The sequence below is a fragment of the Paraburkholderia sp. MM5482-R2 genome (assembly GCF_050436125.1).
Classification (GTDB): domain Bacteria; phylum Pseudomonadota; class Gammaproteobacteria; order Burkholderiales; family Burkholderiaceae; genus Paraburkholderia; species Paraburkholderia tuberum.
Genome location: NZ_JBNDLP010000003.1, coordinates 1711591 through 1730658, shown reverse-complemented (window position 1 = coordinate 1730658; position 19068 = coordinate 1711591). Strand labels below are relative to the sequence as shown.

15 protein-coding genes are annotated in these 19068 nt (G+C 65.2%); 11 read left to right on the top strand and 4 right to left on the bottom strand.

What is annotated here, in order from left to right; all coding sequences use genetic code 11:
- The first annotated feature begins 73 nt into the window (after nucleotides 1–73).
- From cobG to cobJ, 4 genes are read left to right on the top strand one after another with little or no spacing between them, the layout of a single operon-like run.
- Nucleotides 74–1513: a precorrin-3B synthase gene (cobG, locus tag OKW37_RS30050; RefSeq protein WP_429403082.1), complete on the top strand. Its 1440-nt coding sequence runs from the start codon at nucleotides 74–76 to the stop codon at nucleotides 1511–1513.
- Nucleotides 1506–2132, top strand: coding sequence for a precorrin-8X methylmutase (locus OKW37_RS30045; RefSeq protein WP_429403081.1), 627 nt, complete (start codon nucleotides 1506–1508; stop codon nucleotides 2130–2132). The genes cobG and OKW37_RS30045 overlap by 8 nt, the downstream gene beginning before the upstream one ends.
- Complete coding sequence (locus tag OKW37_RS30040) at nucleotides 2133–2876, top strand: precorrin-2 C(20)-methyltransferase (RefSeq protein ID WP_429403080.1); 744 nt, start codon at nucleotides 2133–2135, stop codon at nucleotides 2874–2876.
- Nucleotides 2873–4627 carry a precorrin-3B C(17)-methyltransferase gene (cobJ, locus tag OKW37_RS30035; protein WP_429404320.1) on the top strand — a complete coding sequence of 585 codons (1755 nt, stop codon included), beginning with the start codon at nucleotides 2873–2875 and terminating at the stop codon, nucleotides 4625–4627. The genes OKW37_RS30040 and cobJ overlap by 4 nt, the downstream gene beginning before the upstream one ends.
- Nucleotides 4628–4661: 34 nt before the next feature.
- On the opposite strand, the gene OKW37_RS30030 is transcribed toward cobJ, so the two are convergent.
- Both OKW37_RS30030 and OKW37_RS30025 read right to left on the bottom strand, forming a co-directional pair.
- Entirely contained in the window at nucleotides 4662–7283 is a 2622-nt protein-coding gene (locus tag OKW37_RS30030) for an AAA family ATPase (protein WP_429403079.1), read from the bottom strand.
- Entirely contained in the window at nucleotides 7280–8485 is a 1206-nt protein-coding gene (locus tag OKW37_RS30025) for a metallophosphoesterase family protein (protein WP_429403078.1), read from the bottom strand. The genes OKW37_RS30030 and OKW37_RS30025 overlap by 4 nt, the downstream gene beginning before the upstream one ends.
- A 213-nt stretch (nucleotides 8486–8698) precedes the next feature.
- Here OKW37_RS30025 and OKW37_RS30020 point away from each other — a divergent pair, with 213 nt between their 5' ends.
- The 5 genes from OKW37_RS30020 to OKW37_RS30000 all read left to right on the top strand — a co-directional run bounded on the left by OKW37_RS30020 (nucleotide 8699) and on the right by OKW37_RS30000 (nucleotide 15805).
- Nucleotides 8699–9979: a DUF445 domain-containing protein gene (locus OKW37_RS30020; protein WP_429403077.1), complete on the top strand. Its 1281-nt coding sequence runs from the start codon at nucleotides 8699–8701 to the stop codon at nucleotides 9977–9979.
- A gap of 296 nt (nucleotides 9980–10275) precedes the next feature.
- The gene (locus OKW37_RS30015; protein ID WP_429403076.1) at nucleotides 10276–11460 is read left to right on the top strand and encodes a hypothetical protein; all 1185 of its coding nucleotides are present in this window, start codon (nucleotides 10276–10278) and stop codon (nucleotides 11458–11460) included.
- A 31-nt stretch (nucleotides 11461–11491) separates the two neighbouring features.
- Nucleotides 11492–11947, top strand: coding sequence for a hypothetical protein (locus OKW37_RS30010; RefSeq protein ID WP_429403075.1), 456 nt, complete (start codon nucleotides 11492–11494; stop codon nucleotides 11945–11947).
- A 274-nt stretch (nucleotides 11948–12221) separates the two neighbouring features.
- Complete coding sequence (locus OKW37_RS30005) at nucleotides 12222–13436, top strand: UbiA family prenyltransferase (RefSeq protein ID WP_429404318.1); 1215 nt, start codon at nucleotides 12222–12224, stop codon at nucleotides 13434–13436.
- Nucleotides 13437–13825: 389 nt separating this feature from the next.
- Nucleotides 13826–15805, top strand: a complete 1980-nt coding sequence (locus tag OKW37_RS30000) for an AI-2E family transporter (protein ID WP_429403074.1) — start codon at nucleotides 13826–13828, stop codon at nucleotides 15803–15805.
- A gap of 64 nt (nucleotides 15806–15869) precedes the next feature.
- Here the strand turns inward: OKW37_RS30000 and OKW37_RS29995 are convergent, their stop codons facing one another.
- Nucleotides 15870–16775, bottom strand: coding sequence for a LysR family transcriptional regulator (locus OKW37_RS29995; protein WP_429403073.1), 906 nt, complete (start codon nucleotides 16773–16775; stop codon nucleotides 15870–15872).
- A gap of 114 nt (nucleotides 16776–16889) precedes the next feature.
- On the opposite strand from OKW37_RS29995, the gene OKW37_RS29990 reads away from it, so the two are divergent.
- Both OKW37_RS29990 and OKW37_RS29985 read left to right on the top strand, forming a co-directional pair.
- Nucleotides 16890–17318, top strand: a complete 429-nt coding sequence (locus OKW37_RS29990) for a (R)-mandelonitrile lyase (protein WP_429403072.1) — start codon at nucleotides 16890–16892, stop codon at nucleotides 17316–17318.
- Nucleotides 17293–17994, top strand: a complete 702-nt coding sequence (locus OKW37_RS29985; protein ID WP_429403071.1) for a carboxymuconolactone decarboxylase family protein — start codon at nucleotides 17293–17295, stop codon at nucleotides 17992–17994. The genes OKW37_RS29990 and OKW37_RS29985 overlap by 26 nt, the downstream gene beginning before the upstream one ends.
- A 202-nt stretch (nucleotides 17995–18196) precedes the next feature.
- On the opposite strand, the gene OKW37_RS29980 is transcribed toward OKW37_RS29985, so the two are convergent.
- Entirely contained in the window at nucleotides 18197–18946 is a 750-nt protein-coding gene (locus tag OKW37_RS29980) for an SDR family oxidoreductase (protein WP_429403070.1), read from the bottom strand.
- Nucleotides 18947–19068: the final 122 nt, after the last annotated feature.

Below are 19068 nucleotides of genomic sequence, written 5' to 3'. Positions count from 1 at the left end.
TCGGCCCGAAGCGCCTTTCGGCCGCACAGTTCACGCCGGCCCTCGTCGGGCAGCATGCAGCGAGGCCGCAGCCATGCCGTCGCGCGACGCTAAACCCGGTGCCCCTTTGAATCGAGCTTCGCCTCCCACCGTTTCGTCCCACGCGGTCACGACACCGCGGTCCTCGACATGTCCGGGGTTGCTGCGCATCGTCTCCGCGCGCGACGGCGGCATCTGCCGCATCAAACTGCCCGGCGGCGTGCTGAGCGCGGCGCAGGCACGCGCGATCGCCGATGCCAGCACGCGGCACGCGAACGGCGTCGCCGAGCTGACCAATCGCGCGAATCTGCAACTGCGCGGCGTGCGTAACGGACACGAAGCGGCGTTGAGCGCGGCGCTGATCGGCGCGGGGCTTGGACCGGCCGGCGCGCTCAGTTCCGCCGACGACGTCCGCAACGTGATGATCAGCCCCGCCGCCGGCCGCGATCCGCACGCGCTGATCGACACGACGCCGCTGTGCGGAGAACTGCTGACGCTGCTGCAAGGCGATGCGCGCTTGGTAGCGTTGTCGCCGAAATTCGCGCTGCTGCTCGACGGCGGCGAACACCTTGCGCGGGTCGATCATCCGCATGACGTGTGGCTCGCGGCGTCGGCTGACGAAGAAGGCGTGCGCTTTGTGTTCGGCCTCGCGGGGTGCCCGGCTCCGGCAGGCGAGAACTCGAACCCGCGCGACCATCACGATTCCAACGGCACGGGCGCGCTCGCGGCGGTGCCGGCGTCGCGCGTGCCCGCGCTCCTGCGCGCGTTGCTGCACACGTTCCTCGACCTCGCCGCAGCCGACACGACCCGCATGCGCGACCTGCTCGCCACGCATTGCGCCGACGCGCTGCTGCAGCACGCGCAGCGCTACGTCGATTTCCCGCTCGCGCGCGACGCATCGCTGAGCCACTGGCAACGGCACATCGCCGCCGACCCATCGCTGCGGCTCGGCGCGCACGCGCAGCGCGGCGACGGCACGTCGCATGTCGGCGGCCAACCACCGCTCGGCCGGATCGATGCGGCCACGCTGCGCGCCCTGGCTGCGCTCGCGCAAAAACACGGCAACGGCAGGTTGCACGCGACGCCATGGCAAAGCGTGCTGCTGCCCGACATCGCGACGACAGCGGTGCCCGCCGTGCTCGCGAAGCTGATCGCACTCGGTCTCGCGTGCGATCCCGCGCAGGCCATCACGCACGTGATCGCCTGCACCGGTTCGGCCGGTTGCGCGAAGGGCCTCGCCGACACCAAGACCGACGCGCTGCAACTCGCCGAGCGCTTACCCGCCGGCGTCGACGTGCATCTGACCGGCTGTCCGCGCTCCTGCGCGGCCGCCCATCGCGCGCCTTACACGCTGCTCGCCGCCGCGCCCGGCCTCTACGACCTTTATCGACGCGACGGCCGCCCCGGCTTCGGCCAATGCGTCGCGCCCCAACTGACGATCGACGAGGCCGCCGCGCTGCTCGCGCGCCTCGCCCGGAGTACTCCACATGCTTGATTACATTCGCGACGGTCAGGAGATCTATCGCCAATCGTTCGCGACGATCCGCGCGGAGGCCGACCTCGCGCGCATCCCCGCCGACCTCGAAAAGCTCGCGGTGCGCGTGATCCACGCGTGCGGCATGGTCGACGTGATCGACGACCTCGCGTTCTCCGACGGCGCCGGCAGCGCGGGCCGCCGCGCGCTCTCGCAAGGCGCGCCGATCCTGTGCGATGCGGGCATGGTCGCGCAAGGCATCACGCGCGCGCGGCTGGCCGCGAACAACGAAGTGATCTGCACGCTCACGCACCCGGACGTGCCCGCGCTCGCGCGCGAAATCGGCAACACGCGCTCGGCCGCCGCGCTCGAATTGTGGCGCCCGCATCTGGCGGGCAGCGTCGTCGTGATCGGCAATGCACCGACCGCGCTGTTTCATCTGCTCGACATGCTCGATGCCGGCGCGCAAAAGCCGGCGCTGATTCTCGGCTTTCCGGTCGGCTTCGTCGGCGCGGCGGAATCGAAAGCGGCACTCGCGCAAAACAGCCGCGGCGTCCCCTATGTGGTCGTGCACGGACGGCGCGGCGGCAGCGCGATGGCCGCCGCCGCGGTCAACGCGCTTGCGACGGAGGTCGAATAAATGGCGAGCCAGCTAACGAGTCGCGGACGGCTGTACGGCATCGGCGTCGGTCCCGGTGACCCGGAATTGCTGACGTTGAAGGCACTGCGGCTGCTCAAAGCGGCGCCGGTGGTCGCGTATTTCGTCGCGAAGGGCAAGAAGGGCAACGCGTTCGGCATCATCGAGGCGCATCTGCACGACGCGCAGCAGCATCTGCCGCTCGTCTATCCGGTCACCACCGAAGCACTCGAACCGCCGCTGTCGTACGAAGCGATCATCGCGGACTTCTATGACACCGCCGCCGAAATCGTCGCGGGCCATCTCGACGCGGGCCGCGACGTCGCGGTGATCTGCGAAGGCGATCCGTTCTTCTATGGCTCGTACATGTATCTGCACGACCGGCTCGCGGCGCGCTACGACAGTGAGGTAGTGCCCGGCGTGTGCTCGATGCTCGGCGGCGCGGCGGTGCTCGGCGCGCCGCTCGTCTATCGCAACCAGAGCTTGTCGGTGCTGTCGGGCGTGCTGCACGAAGATGAATTGCGCCGCCGTCTGGCCGACGCCGACGCGGCGGTCATCATGAAACTCGGCCGCAATTTCGACAAGGTACGGCGCGTACTCGACGAACTCGGACTCGCGCAGCGCGCGCTGTACGTCGAACGCGCGACGATGCGAAATCAGCGCATCGTGCCGCTCGCGGAAGTCGATCCGATGGCGTCGCCGTATTTCTCACTGCTGGTCGTGCCGGGGCAAAAATGGCAAGGATGAACGCGCCCGCCATCGTGATTCTCGGTACGGGCGCGCTTGCGACCGCGCGGCGGATTCAGGCGTCGTATGTCGAGCGTGGCGCGCATGCCGCGGCCGGCGTTGCCACGGACTGCCAGGTCCATGCGCTGCAAGGGCGCGTCGACGCCGACGTCTCGTACGGCGAACTCGGCGCGCATCTGCGCGAGCTGTATGCGCGCGGCACGCCGATCGTCGCGCTGTGCGCGGCCGGCATCGTGATTCGCTGCCTCGCGCCGCTGCTGTCGAACAAAGGCGCCGAGCCGCCGGTCCTCGCGGTCGCCGAGGACGGCAGCGCGGTCGTGCCGCTGCTCGGCGGCCTCGCGGGCGTCAACGTGATGGCGCGCGACATCGCCGCGGCGTTGGCCGTACAGCCCGCGATCACGACGAGCGGCGAGCTGCGTTTCGGCACCTGCGTGCTCAATCCGCCCGATGGCTATGCGCTCGCCGACCTGGGTCAGGGCAAGCGCTTCGTGTCGGATCTGCTCGCGGGCGAAAGCACGCGCATCGAAGGCGACGCGCCGTGGCTCGAGGACGCGCAACTGCCGCGCTCGGCGTCGGCGCGTCTCGCGATTCGCGTGACGCCGCGCGCGTGGGATGGGCGTGAAGACGAGCTCGTGATTCATCCGCGCAGTGTGGTGGCGGCTGTCGCCAGCGACGATGCCGATGCCGCCGACGCGATCGTCGCGCGCGTGCGCGCGGCACTGAACGCGCAGGGTCTCGCGATGCTTTCGCTTGCGGCCTTGCTCGCGCCATCGACGAGCATGGCCGACCCGGCGCTCGCGCAAGCGGCAAGGCTTCTCGAGGTGCCGCTGCGCTTCGCCGATGCCAGCGCCGAACCGGGCGAATCGAGTGCCGCAAGGTTGCTGCATACCGCGCTACGCGTCCCCCACGAAACGCTGCACGACGATGCGCACCCCAACGTCGCGCTCGCCCTCTCCCCGCTCGCCATCGACCCCGCGACGCTCGGCCGTGCCCGAGGCCGTCTGACCGTGATCGGCCTCGGTCCCGGCCGGGCCGAGCTGATGGTCCCGGCCGCGCGCACCGCGTTGAACGAAGCGACCGACATCCTCGGCTACGACACCTACGTGAAAATGGCCGGCCCGCTGCGCGCCGGTCAGCGCGTGCACGGCACCGACAATCGCGAGGAAATGCAGCGCGCGCGGCACGCGTTCGAGCTCGCGAGCGAAGGCCGCTCGGTCGTGATGGTGTCGTCGGGCGACCCCGGCGTGTTCGCGATGGCGGCCGCCGTGCTCGAAGCGCTCGAAGCTTCCCGGAACGACGCATGGGCGGCCGTCGAACTATCGATCGTGCCGGGCGTGTCGGCCGCGCTCGCGACCGCCGCGCAGGCCGGCGCGCCGCTTGGCCACGACTTCTGCATGCTGTCGCTGTCGGACAACCTGAAGCCGTGGACGATCGTCGAAACCCGCCTGCGCCATGCGGCGCAAGCCGATCTCGTGATGGCGTTCTACAACCCGATTTCGCGCGCGCGTCCGTGGCAACTCGACAAGGCACTCGACATCGTGCGGGAGTATCGCGTGCCATCGACCCAGGTGGTGCTGGGTCGCGATATCGGCCGGCCCGGCGGCACGCTGCGCACGCTGACGCTCGGCGAGCTTCGCTCGGCCGATGTGGATATGCGCACGATGGTGATCGTCGGGTCGTCGCTGACGAGAAGATTCGCTTGCGGTCATCACGGCGCGCAGTGGGTGTACACGCCGCGGTGGTACGAGTAAGCGGACCGTACCGGGTGGTACCGGCCCGCCCCGCTCACCCCACCTTCAGATCCTGCACCGCCCGCTGCCTGACGCCCAGGTCGTCCCACAACTCCGGATGGCACGTGAACACCAGAATCTGATGCCGCGTCGCCGCGTCGATCAACGCGCGTTTGAGCGCGTCGCGGCGCGCGGCATCGGTGTGTACCGCGGCGTCGTCGAGCATCAGCAGAGTCGGCCGGCCTGAGGCCTGCAAGAGATCCGCATACGCGAGCCGCGTCAGGATGCCGAGCTGTTCGCGCGTGCCGAAGCTGAGCGCATCGAGCAGTTCCGCGCGGCCGTCGCGATCGAGCATCGCCGGAATCAGATCGTCGCCGAGCGCGAGGCTCGACTGCGGAAAAAGCCGCTTCAGGTAGTGACCGACCCGCTCGGTCAACGGCGCACGCAGTTGGGCGAGCGCGGCGTCGCGTTCGTCGACCAGCACTTCGTCGAGCAGACTCAGCGCGCTCGCGCGCAGGCGCAGTTCGTCGTTGCGACGCGTGGCCTGCTCAACCTGGGCTTCGAGCGCGGCAAGCCGTTCGCCGAGGCCCGATGCGCCCATCGTTTCGAGCTGGCTACGCAGCTCCGCGATCCGCAGTTGACGCTCGTGCTGCTCGTTGCGCGCGAGCTCCGCCGATGCGCGATAGCGCTTCGCCTCCGCCACGGGGTCGTCCAGACGCGCCGCATCGAGTTCGCGCTCGCGCTCGCCGCGCTGGTTCTTCAGCGCATCGACCTTGATGCGTTGCTCGACGATATGCGCCTGCCATTGCGCGCGGTTGCGCCGAAACGCCTCGTCGTGCAGCTGCGCTTCTTTGCGCTGCAACTGCGCCGTGAGCGAATCGGCCTTCGCAACGCCGCTGGATTGCGCGCCCGCCGCCTGCGCGAGCACCTTGCGCGCGATCTCCAACGCGTCGCGCGCGATGTCGGCGTTGCGGCGCGCGTCGTCGAGCGGTGGCGCCGCGGACACGTCGGGCAGACTGGCAAGGCGCTCGCTCGACGCCTGCAAGCGCGCCGCCGTCGATGCCAGCGCCGCACGCAACGCATCGATGCCTTGCGGCGCATGGACCTCGAGAATCCTCGCCTGGCTGTTCTGTTGCGCGACCAGCGTTTTCCATTGCTCGTGACGCGCCTGCGCATCGCCCACCGACGCGACGCCGAGCGAGCGCAGCAACTGCGCGTGCTTCGCCTCGAGCGACGCCAGCTCCGACAACCGCGCGGACAGATCGGACACGCCCGGAATCACGCGCAATTCGCCGAGCTTGCCGAGGCCGATGCGCTTTTCATCGTCGACATGCAGCACGCCCGTGCCGCTGATCGTCTGATCGCCGACGCTCAACTCGCCATTCAAGCTGTACTCGATGCGCGTCATCGCCGCTTCGGTCCGCGCGCGCAGCACGGTCAGTTCGCCGTCGAGCGCGACGAGGCGCTTGAACTGCGCGTCGTCGAGTTCGAGCGCCGCCGCGTCTCGCGCGGCCTGCAACACCGCCGCGTTCGCCTTGTCCGCCTCGCCGATCGACGCTTCGAGCCGCTGGCCCTCCGCCCGATAGAAATCGACCTGGCTGCGCAGATCGGCGGCGGTCACGGCCGCGTTCGCGAGTTCGAGCGCGCGGTTCGCCTCGGCCGATGCCTGCTCGAATTGCGCCACACGGCTTTGCGCCTGTACATGCGCGGTTTGCGCGGCCGCGACCTCCGCGCGCGCCGCGTCGAGCTGCTCGCGTTCGCGCGCGATGGCCGCCTCCAGTTCGAGCGCGCCCTGCTCCTGCTGCACCGACAACGCGAGTTCGGCCTCGCCGATCTTCAGCGACTGCGCGAGCCCTTCGAGACCGCGTTCGAGTCGTTCGACCGCCGCGGCACGTTGCTGCGCGAGCGCGGCCTTCTGCTCGTGAAGCTCCCACGGACGCCTGCGCTCGGCGTCGTCGAATGCCTGCTGTTGGGCGGCGAGGCGCGCGATGTTGTCGTCGAACTGCTGGCGCTGCTGTTGCAGCTCGTCGCGGCTCGCGATCAGCGAGGCGAGCTTCTGCTCCGCCTCGGCGAGCGGCCCGGTCGACTTCTGCGTGCGCGCGGTCAGCAGTTGCCGCAGCTCGCGCTGCACGGCCGCGATCAGCGCGTCCTCGCCGCCCGCTTCGCGGCCGCCCGACAGTTGCGTGAGCGCGTCGCGCAGATACTGCGCCGCGTGCCCGGTCGAATCGCGCATCTCCTGCGTGCCGCCTTGCTGCACCCACAACAGACCCGGCACGCCGGCGTTCTCGGCTTTCATCGGACCGCGCGCCGCGCGCGAGAAGCCGAGCAGCGCGGCGAGCTTGTCTTCGGCTTCGTCCTCGCTATACACGGCCTGGCCGATCCTCAGCTCGCAACGCTGACGCGACACGAACTGCTTCGACAGACGGCACGCCACACCATCGAGCTCGAAGCTGACCTCGACCGACGGCTGCCCGCTCGCGAGCCCCCACGGCAACAGGTCTTTCAGATGCGACGCCTTGTAGCGTTCGAGGAACACCGTGCGCACCGCCTCGGCAATCGTGCTTTTGCCGGCCTCGTTCGGGCCGATGAACAGATTGAGACCGGGCTGCAGATCGTCGATCACGATCTGCCCGCCGAACTGCCTGAATTCCTGAATCGCGATACGTTGCAGCTTCATGCGGGGGCTCCTTCACGCGGCGCTTCAGGTTGCTGCCGCTCGCGCGTCTGCGCGGGTGGTGCGGCCTGCGAATCGCGTTGCCGCTGGTCGCGCTGAAAACGCGCCAGCAGCAGCAACGCCTCGGCCGCGCGCCGCGCCTCTTGCGGATCGGCTTGCGCGTCTTCCTGCAGACCGCGCAGCCGCGCCACCACCTTCGCGAGATAGCCGCTTTGCGCGCCGAGTTCGGCGAGATCGTCGGCGGTCGGCAGCACGTGCAGACTGCCCAGATCGGCACGCAACGCGCGCACGCGCGCGCGCGCCTGTTCGACCGCGACATGCAGCGCCTCGGCATCGGCGAGCGCCGCGGTGCCGCCGACCTCGATGCGCAGCACGTCATTCGCGCCGAGTTCGGCGAGGCGGGTTTTCAATGCATCGACATCGGTCGGCACCGAAATCGTCTCGTCCCAGCGATGCCACTGGTATTGCCCGACCCGCACCGCGTCGACCTGCGGCACCGCGCCGGGATCGCTGACGGTAACGTCGAGCACGAAGCCCGGCTCGTTCGCGCGGAAACGGTCCTGCTCGTGCGTGCCCGCGTACCACGTGCGTTCGTCGACGCGCAGATGGCCGTGCCAGTCGCCGAGCGCCAGATAGTCGAGCCGCGCACTGGCGGCGCGCGTCGGCGCGATCGGATTCGACGAATCGATGCCGTCTTGCAGAATGCCGCCGACGCTGCCATGCGCAAGCCCCACGCGGTGATAGCCGGGCGGAGTATCGGTGGAATCGAACAACGCGGTGGTGTCGTCGTAGGTGATGCGCTGCGTGAGCGGCGCGCACAGCAGCGCGCAACGGCACGCGTCGAGCAGCACGACGCCGGCTTCGAGCACGAGGCGCACGTTCGGCGGCACGCAATCGAGCCGCTGCGCGCGGGTCCACACGCTTTCGACGAGCGCCGCGTCGTGATTGCCCGGCAGCATGATCCACGCTCCGGAAAACGCTTGCAGCGCGGCGAACAAACGTCGGATCACGGTGTCCGACACCGTCTGCAGATCGAACACGTCGCCCGCGACGAGCACCGCGTCGACGTTGCGCGCGGCCGCTTCTTCGGCGATGCGGCGCACGGTGTCGAAGCGCGCCTGGGCGAGATGCGCGGCCTCGTCCGGTTCGAACTGACCGAATTGCGTGCCGATCTGCCAGTCCGCGGTGTGCAGAAACCTGATCACTGTGCCTCCATTGCGATTGCGATTGCGTTGCGTCCTCTTGCGTTGATTTCGCCGAGGAGCCCGATCGCGAATGTTACCTTGCCGAAGCGCCGGCGCGTATTGCGCGCGCGTATCCAGGCTGGACGCGCGCGCGGGCCGTACCGCATCATTGCAACCGAACCGGCTGAGCCCGCCGACTTTCCAGCCCCCGCCCGACACGATCAACCGCGCCCGATGGACAAGATCACCGAACTGAAGAAGGCCAAGCGCACGCCTTTACTGCTGCTGCTCGCGGCCGCCTGCGTTTTCGTCGTCGCCGCATTCCTGCCGCGCGGCCTGTGGGTCGACGGCATCAAGGCCGTCGCCGAGGCCGCGATGGTCGGCGCGCTCGCCGACTGGTTCGCGGTCGCGGCGCTGTTTCGCCGCGTGCCGATTCCGCTCGTGTCCGCGCACACCGCGATCATCCCGCGCAACAAGCACAAGATCGCCGACAACCTCGCGCACTTCGTGCAGGACAAGTTTCTCGACGTGCCGTCGCTGGTCGGTCTGATCCGCCGGCATGATCCGGCGCAGACCATCACCGCGTGGCTCAGCGAATCGGCCAACTCCGCGCGCCTCGGCGACTACGTGGTGCGGCTCACCGGCGGCATCCTCGACGTGGCCGACGACGCGCGCATTCAGAACTTCATCAGGGACGGGTTGCGCGACGTGCTCGCGAAGGTCGATCTGTCGCAATCGCTCGGCGCGGTTCTCGACACGCTGACGCGCGACGGCCGCCATCAGGAACTGCTCGACACCGCGATCGATCAGGTGATCGCGGTGCTGCGCGGGGCGCCGGCGCGCGAATTCATTGCCGCGCGCATCGTCGATTGGGTGAAAAGCGAGTATCCGACGATGGAGAAGTTTCTGCCGTCGGTATGGCTCGGCGACAAGGGAGCGGAGGCGATCGCGAGCGCCGCGAACCGTATGCTCGAACAGATCGCGGAGAACCCCACGCACGAGCTGCGCGACAAGTTCGACCACGCGGTGCAGAAGCTGATCGTGCGGCTGAAGACCGATCCCGTGTTCCTGCAGCAAGGCGAAGCACTGAAGCGCTATCTGGTCGAAGGCGAGGCTTTCGGCAGCTACGTGAAGGACATGTGGGGCGAGTTGCGCGCGTGGCTCAAGCGCGATCTGCAAAGCGCCGATTCGGCACTGCATGCGCGTGTCGCCGCGATGGGCGCGTGGGTCGGCCGCGAACTCGCGCGCGATCCAGCGCTGCGGCAATCGCTGAACGATCACCTCGAGGAAGCGGCGCGCGCAATGGCGCCGGATTTCGCGCGGTTCCTCACGCGCCATATCAGCGATACGGTGAAGAACTGGCCCGCGCACGAGATGTCGCACCAGGTCGAGATGAATATCGGCAAGGATCTGCAGTACATCCGCATCAATGGGACGATCGTCGGCGGATTTATCGGCTTGTTGCTGTATGTGAGTTCGCTATTGCTGGAGATGCTGCGGGTGCATGTCGGCTAGCATGCGGATTGGCGGCCCCTACCGGTAGTCTTCCATGCCGTCGATCGGCCGAAGGACGTCGCACTTTTTGACTGATGCGGTTTCGATCGCAGTTTTGATCAAGGAGTGCGCATCGAGCAATTCTCTGACTCGTGCATGCCGCGTTCGCCAATCACTTCGCATTTCGTCACGCGCAAATCGGACAATGGTCTGTACAAAACGGAAAGTCGAACCAACCTGCGTCCATGTATTCGGGGCCACGTTCCCTCGCCGCTTGCCCGATGTATTATCAGCCATCCTACTTACGTCGACTGGCTATGTCCGAGAACCTGACACGCAGTGTCGAGGGGAGAGTTGGAGCCACCGGATTCCTCTTCGTCGTCGCGTATGCGGCACTTTCGTTGACAGCGATAGCGCTGGTCGGCCCGTATGGCTGGGACGACGGCGCCATCACTATTGCCTATGCGCATACACTCGGGCGACATGGGGTATTCGCGTTGACATCAGCTTCGGCGCCGGCCGAAGGTACGTCAACTTTGCTCATGACGGCAATGTTGGCGATAGGGCAGTGGATGATGCATCCAGGCTTTCTGGATGCGATCATGACGGCGCAGTTGCTCTCCTTCATCGCACTGAGCGCTACTCTGGTGCTCGTGTGGCGCGCACTTGAACCGTGCCTGCCGAGCCCAACGCATCGCCTCATTGTGGTGTGCTTGCTGGGGCTGCTGCCAGCCTGCCAGGCCGAGATCATCAATGGCATGGAAATGCCGGTCTTTGCGTTGCTGCTGTTTGCGTTCGTGCTCTCCTGGCGCGCGCGATCGACACTCGCCTATGCACTGTTGCCGCTTCTGATGCTGACTCGCTTCGAGGCGGTGTTCTATCTGGGATTCGCGCTTGGCTGGATGGTCGTGTTTTGCCCGCAGGATAGGCCGCATGCCATTCGAATGTGCGTCTGGCTCATGCTTTGCTTTCTGCTGATGACAATCTGGAGGTATCGTGTCTTCGGCACGCTATTGCCGAATACCATCCTGGCCAAGCTGCAAATGCCCTACAGTAAAAAAGGCTGGGACGGCGTATTGGTAAAGCTGCGCGGTCTCAAGGATTTCCTTTTCGTGAATGCCGCGTTTCTGGCTGGCATGTACCTGAGCCGGAAGGGAGAGAAAAAGCGCCGTCTGGATCCGATGCCTGTACTTCTAATATGTTCTTTTGCCGTATTCGCGCTCGTATCGGGAAAAAATTGGGGGTATACCGGGCGGATGTTCATGGCCGTGGTTCCCCTTTTCGTCCTTTCTCTCGCAGAACGCTTTGCGAATATGCGTCAACCATATGTATTTCGTGGGCTCTTGCTGTGCCTTTCTGGAACTTTCCTGTTCAACATTGCGTTGCTGCGCGACAACGTCGACACGGTAATCCTTTGCGGCGATGCGTGGCGTGCTGCCCGCTGCGCTGAATGCGGCAGGAGACGCGGCCCGAAAAAGAGCGTGGCACGATTTCCCCGGTGACTGGCGCGGAATTACGCCAGCGAACTACGCGATGACGGGTGCTTCGGTTGATCATCTGCGCGAGTATCTGGGGCAACCGACACTCAAGTTCATGACGCCAGACGTTGGTGGCGCCGCACTGTGCTGCGAACATCTGGACATTCTGGATTCGGCGCTGTTGACCAACCCATCGCTGGCGCGTCGCGGGTATGCAGGGTTTGCGGACTATCTGAGCAAGGAACGTCCGGAAGTTATCGAAACACATGGCCTTTGGAGCAGCAACAGCGGGATATACTCCGTCGCCGAATTCCAGACGGACTATCTGCCCGCGATTTACAATGGGACGCTTTTCTGGCTGCGTCATGACGTCCTGGAGCGTCTGGTTGCTCGCGGCGTGGCGGCCGATCCTGTTCGCCCGGGGAGGTTGCTTGATATTCGCTATGTGGGAGACAGTCGAGACGCCTGGTATCTGATGCGGTTTCCCGCTGTGACGGTACTCAGTCGGTGAACTTCTGTCGGCTTGGAAGCTGTTGCGAGCGCCCCCACGGGTAGCAACGGTTCGACGAGGGACCACCGTTCGTCGGGTATGCATTCTCTGAGCTTCGCCTCATATCGCAACAAACCGAGACAGAATAGTACGGAAGGTCTGCCGAACCCGTTTCCTGACCGCTCGGATGCTGTTCAGCAGCTTCCCGCCAATGGCGCTCTACACAACTAGAGGCTCGGTTATCAATAAAGTGAGCGCACCGGACCTATCTGTCTCTTGATAGCGATCTCATGCGATTCGCCTGATTGATTTCCTGAAGCGTGAGCGATCGAGCGGTCGCGACCTTTACCTGTGCACGGCAGGCGATCAACGCTTTGCAGAACAGATCGCTTCGCATTTCGGCTTCTTCAAAGGCGTGATGGCGAGCAACGAGCTGCGAAATCTATCAGGCGCTAGCAAAGCCGGCGCCTTGACGGCCGAGTTCGGCCTACAGGGTTTCGACTATTGCGGCGATTCCCACGCTGACGTGCCCGTGTGGAAGCAGGCCTGCAAGGCAATCGTCGTTGGAGGAAAAAGCATCCAGGCTGCGGCCTCCAAAGTCAATCACGCAACGGTCGTGTTTGATAGCAAAAGACCGCTCCTTTGGCTCGTCATCAAAGAGATGCGCGTCTATCAATGGGTGAAGAATCTCCTTATCTTCGTGCCGCTTCCCGCCTCGCACCGGTTTGCCAATGTCGAGGCACTGAGCGCCGACGCAATAGCCTTTGTTTCTTTCTCTTTCTGTGCGTCGTCCGTGTACCTGCTAAATGACATGCTCGACCTCGATGCAGATCGGCGTCATAGCCGAAAGCGCGAGCGCCCCTTCGCATCCGGTGAACTGCCGCTTGCCGCGGGCATCTTTCTGATGTTCGTTCTGATGCTGGCATCGGCAGCCCTTGCCGCCCTGCTGCCGGTAGCGTTTCAACTCGTGCTGGTCGGCTATGTGGCGATGACGCTCGCGTATTCATTCCGCCTCAAGCGGATCATGCTGGTAGACGCGTTCGTGCTGGCTGCACTGTACACCACCCGTATCGTGGCTGGAGGAGCTGCCGTTGATGTCGTACTCTCTGACTGGTTGATCATGTTTTCGGTCATGATTTTCCTCAGTCTCGCCATGGTGAAGCGTTATACAGAGCTCGACAAGATGCAGCGAGAGGGCAAGGGCTCAGCAGCGGGCCGGGGCTATCTGACTGCTGACATGAACATTCTTCGCTCATTCGGATCGGCCTCGGGCTATGTTGCAGTGCTAGTCCTTGCGCTTTACATGAAATCCACCGACGTGACGGTGCTGTACAGCCATCCCCATCGGCTGTGGATACTGTTTTGCCTGCTCCTGTACTGGATCAGCCGCGTCTGGATGGTTGCATTTCGCGGTGAGATGCACGACGACCCGATCGCCTACGCAATAAAAAACCGCTCCAGCCTTCTGACCATTGTGCTGTGCGTAGTTGCAGTGCTCATTGCGATCTAGCCCGCGACGCATGTTGCGTGACCGGCGCACGCGTTCATCGTGTCGCATGTCGGAATGTGTCGATAAGTTCGACAGCCGCTGACGCCATGTTGCCTTTGGTGACCCTGGCATGCGTCGCCCTTCGCTCACGGTCTCGCCGTTGGGTGTTGGCGTTCTCGAGTTCGAGCGTCAAACGGTAGCCAATCCTACTGTGCAGGCGGCGTACGTCGTACCAGCCCTCCTGGAACCAGACGATGCGCGGCCGGCGATCTGAATCGGCCTCTTACCGGTCGCCACGACGTGGCAAAGCACCCCCACCCCATCAAACCACCTACAATTCGGGCATCTGTCTTGCTGAGGACCAGTGCTCCGCTCGGTCGTCAACGCGTCCCAACCGGAATTCTGCTTACATGAAAATATCGCTACCGCCACCGCAGGGGCGGCCCAACCGCGTTTACCCGCCGGGCACGCCGGGCCTGCATGGCCTCGTGTCGCTGATCACCGGCGTGGTGGTCGTGTGCGGGCTGTACTTCGGGCGGGAGGTACTGATTCCGATCACGTTATCGGTGCTGCTGAGCTTCCTGCTCGCGCCGCTCGTGCAAATGCTGCGGCGTCTGCACATGGGCCAGTTGCCGTCGATCTTCATCGCGGTGCTGTTCGCTCTCGCCTCGCTGCTCGCGATCGGCGCGCTGATCGGCGCGCAGCTCGTGCAGCTCGCGGACGCGCTGCCGCAGTACCAGGAAGCGATCGAGCAGAAGATCGAAACCGTGCAGGAAAAGACCGTGGGCCGCGCCGACGCCCTGATGAGCAGCGCTGCCGGCGCGCTGCAGCGCGTGGCGCCATCGCGCCCCGCACCGCCGCGCCCGACCGGCCGGGCCGCGCGCAACGCGCCGCAGGTGCCGCAACAGGTCGAGGTTCATCAGCCCGCGCCGACGCCGGTGCAACTCGCGCAGCGCGCGCTGACGCCGGCCATCGCGCCGATCGAGACGACCTTCATCGTGCTCGTCGTGACCATCTTTATCCTGTTGCAGCGCGAGGATTTGCGCGACCGTCTGATCAGCCTGTTCGGTTCGCGCGACCTGCACCGCACGACTACCGCGATCAACGACGCCGCCGGGCGCCTGTCACGCTATTTCGTCGCGCAGCTCGGCGTGAATCTGAGCGCGGGCGGCATCATCGCGATCGGGCTCGCGATCATCGGCGTACCGGGGGCGTTGCTGTTCGGCGTGATCGCCGCGCTGCTGCGCTTTGTGCCGTACATCGGCATCTGGATCGCGGCGATCCTCGCATTCTTTCTCGCGGCCGCGATCCAGCCACAATGGACGATGGCGGTCCTCACGCTGATCCTGTTCATCGTCGTCGACGTGGTCGCCGGGCAGATCGCCGAGCCGCTGCTGTACGGTCATCGCTCGGGCCTGTCGCCCCTCGCGGTGGTGGTCGCGGCGATTTTCTGGAGCTGGCTGTGGGGGCCGATCGGCCTCGTGCTGTCGACGCCGCTCACGCTGTGCGTCGTCACGCTCGGGCGCTACGCGGACCGGCTGAATTTCCTGACCGTGCTGCTCGGCGATCAGCCCGCGCTGACGCCCGCGCAGAACTTCTATCAGCGCCTGCTCGCCGACGATCCGCACGAGGCGATCGTGCAGGCCGAACGGCTGCTGCGCGAGATGTCGCTGATCGACTACTACGACAAGGTCGCGCTCGAAGGCCTGCGGCTCGCGCGCAACGACGCGCAGCGCGGCGTGCTGATGCCCGACCAGTTGCAGCGGATCAACGACGCGCTCGTCGATATCGTCGAGAACCTCGATATTGCCGAAGGGCTGCGCGATTCGCTGTCGCCCGCCGAACCGGCGGACGCGGGTAACGCGCTGCTTGCCGGGGCGCCGGACCTGGCGTCGCCGGGCACGGGTGCCACGGAGCGATACCGCAGCGATCTGCTCGCGCGCTCGCAACAGCCGGACGGAGCGGGCAAGGCCGCGGTGTTGTGCGTGCCCGGCCGCGGCGCGTTCGACGAAGTGACGACCGCGATCGCTGTGCAACTGCTGAACCGCCAGGGCTTCGCGCCGCTGATGGCGACGCACTCGGGCTATCGCAGCGCACGCGCCGACGAGCCGAGCTTCAAGGACACGTCGATCATCTGCATCGTGTCGCTCGACGCGCCCGAGTCGCCGCTGTACCTGCGCAACATGCTGCGGCGCACGCGCGAATGGCGGCCACGCGCGACGCTGGTGGTCGGCGTCGGCGTCGGCGACGCGCCGGACGGCAGCGTCGAACTCGATGCGGGCGGGGAACTGCATGCGTCGCCGACGTTCCGCGCGATGATCGAGGCATGTCACGCGGCGACGGCTGGGCAGCCCATGCGGCAGCCGTCGCAGACGGCCAGTGCCGGCTGAGGCTGGGTAGGCTGACGCCGTGACCGCAGTGGTGAAAATCTGCGTCGTGATCGCCATTTGCCGGTCACTGCGCTCGACGCTGATAACCGCTCTTCAATGCGTCCACCACAAGCTCGACTGCCCGGGATGATTTGCGGCGACTTGGATAATAGACGTGATGTCCGACGAACGTGGGAAACCAGTCTTCCAGCACCCAATTCAAGCGCCCGGCCCGGACATGCGCCTCAGCCAGGTCTTTGGGCACGTACGCGAGGCCAAACCCGCCAAGCGCTGCGTCCATCATCTGGTAGACACTATTGAAGGTGAGCTGCCCTTCGACCCGCACCTGCAGTTCTCGGCGCCCCTTCCGTAGCTCCCACGGCAGCAGTGAATCTCGCGTTGGCAATCGGAGATTGATGCAGTTGTGCAGCGTTAGATCCTGCGGCGTCTTCGCCGGTGCGGTCGATTGCAGGTAGCCTGGAGAGCCCACGATTGCCATCGTCATGTCAGGCGCGATTCGCACCGCGATCATGTCTTTGGCCACCTGGTCGCCTAGCCGCACGCCGATGTCGTACCGATCCGCGACGATGTCGGCTAACCCGTAGTCATTGAGCAATTCAATCTTCAGATCCGGATACTGGCGCAGCAACGGTTGCAGACGCGGCCAAACGTACGAGTTTGCCGCGTAGTCGGTGGTCGTGATCCGGACAGTTCCGCCTGGGCGGCTCGTCATCGCGCGCAAAGAATCGACCTCCGCTTCGATTTCCTGAAAGCGCGGTGCAATCGCCGCCAGTAGCCGTTCGCCTGCCTCCGTCAACGAGACACTCCGGGTAGTGCGCATCAGTAACTGAAGGCCCATCCGCTTTTCAAGGCCGGCAACCGTCCGGCTCAAGGCCGACTGCGAGACTCCCAGTTGCGCGGCCGCCCGCGTGAAGTTGCGCTCACGCGCGACGTTCATGAAGCCGACCAGATCGTTGAAATCCTCTTTCAATTAATGCTCCACAGCATAAGGGCATCCCGATATTGCGATCTAGTCGCATCAATTGCCAGGAGTTAGATTAACAGCAGTGGCATATCGCCCCGACGATACCGACGAGGAACAGTCATGGAATTGAAACGCGCGGGCTCCCAGCCCTCGAAGAAAGGCCCTGAAGAATGGTTGACGGGCACGGTGCGGCTCGACCCGCTGAACGCTCCGCCTCCGCCGGCACGCGTTTCGTGCGCGAGCGTCACTTTTGAGCCGGGAGCGCGGACTAACTGGCATACCCACCCGCTCGGCCAGACATTGATCGTTACGGCCGGCTGTGGCTGGACCCAGTGCGAAGGCGAGCCGCGCGTCGAAATCCGGGCTGGCGACGTGATCTGGTGCCCGCCTGGCCACACGCATTGGCATGGCGCAACTTCGACGACCGCGATGACACATATCGCCATTCAGGAAGCGCTCGACGGCAAGAACGTCGAATGGCTGGAGAAGGTCACGGACGAGCAGTATGGAAAGGACTGGAAACATGCAAGATCCATTGTCACAAGTTGATCTCACTCTCGTTTCTCCGGCATTCGCGCGTTATACGAGCCAGACCGTGCTCGGCGGCCTCTGGAAGAGGCCGCGACTGTCACCGCGAGACCGGAGCATCGTGACGCTGTCGGTGCTCATCGCCCGCCACCAGACCATCGAGATGCCTTTCTATCTCCGGTTAGCGCTGGATAGCGGTGTGAAGCCTGCCGAGATTTCGGAAATGATCACGCACCTCGCCTTCTATTCCGGCTGGGGAAATGCGACCGCAGCGGCTGTCGTCGCGAAGTGCATCTTCGATGAACGTGGCATCGGTATCGATCAGGTCCCTCGGGCCGACGTCGAGCCGCTACCACTGAACGAAGTCGCAGAGCAACAGCGTGCGCAGGCGGTCGAGCAAAGCTTCGGCTCGGTCGCTCCCGGCGTTGTTCAGTACACGACCGATGTGCTTTTCCGCGACCTTTGGCTGCGTCCAGGACTCGCTCCACGCGACCGGAGCCTGGTCACGGTGAGCGCCCTGGTTGCCAGCGGTCAGGTCGCGCAGATTCCGTATCACCTCGGCCGTGCCTTGGACAACGGTCTGACGAAGGACGAGGCGTCCGAAATGCTGACGCAGCTCGCCTTTTACGCAGGCTGGCCGAACGTCTTTTCGGCAATGCCCGTGTTCAAGGATGTATTCGCGAAGCGAGCGGCATAAACGTCGATGCCGGATCGTCCACCGGTTGGGAAGCCGCGTTTTTCCAACCGAGGTGGAAGCTCGTCGGCCCGGATGCTGCACTGGCACCGCGGAAGCTCGAACAAACATCAGTTAGGGACCGCGTCTTCACTTCATACCGGTTCTCGAACATATTCGCAGACATGCTGATTCTGCTTTCGCATCGACCTGAAATCACCCCTTTTCAGTTTGCAGTTTGCGCCAGCCACTGGTCCAGGCTCACGCGGCCGATTCGCGCCTCGCCGAGCGGTACGAGTGACTGTTCCTCGACGCGGCCGCCGTAATAGCGCGCACCCTGATCCGTCACAACAGGGCGCGGGTCGCTGACGGACTTCAGATAACGTCTGATGATGGCGGCAAACGGTTCACGGTCCGGGCCCGCGATATCGACTGTGCCGTTCAGTGGCGTGGCGAGAGCGACCTGCGCGAGGATCGCTGCGACGTCGTCCGCGGCTATCGGCTGGAACAGTCCGTCCCCAACGCGCACCGTCCCGCCTTCTGCGCCGGAATCAGCAATCGCGCCGATGAATTCCATGAACTGGGTCGCGCGCACGATCGTATAGGGCACGCCCGCCGCTTCAATCGCCTCTTCCTGCGCGACCTTGGCAACGAAATACGCATTTTCCGGCGTGCGGTCGCAGCCGACGATGGAAAGCGCGACGTGATGGCGTACCCCTGCAGCCACTTCGGCTTTGCCGAGGTTGCGCGTCGAGGTGCGGAAAAAGTCGAGCACCGCCTGAGGCTCCCAGGAAGGGGCGTTCGCCACATCCACTACGACGTCCGCGCCCGCTAGCGCGTTGCTCAGACCTTCCCCCGTCACGGCGTTCACACCGGTACGCGGCGACGCAGCAAGGGCCTCATGACCCGCCTCGCCGAGCAGCGTGACGAGGCGCGAGCCGATCAGGCCGGAACCACCGATTACGACGATCTTCATGGCACATTCTCCAGATGAGAGTCAGTTGACACGGGCAGGCGGCTGGCGGCCGTTGCATCGCGGGAAAGAACTCGCCGCCGTCGCATCGTGTGAGGCTATTGTGAGAAGATCATGAACTATCG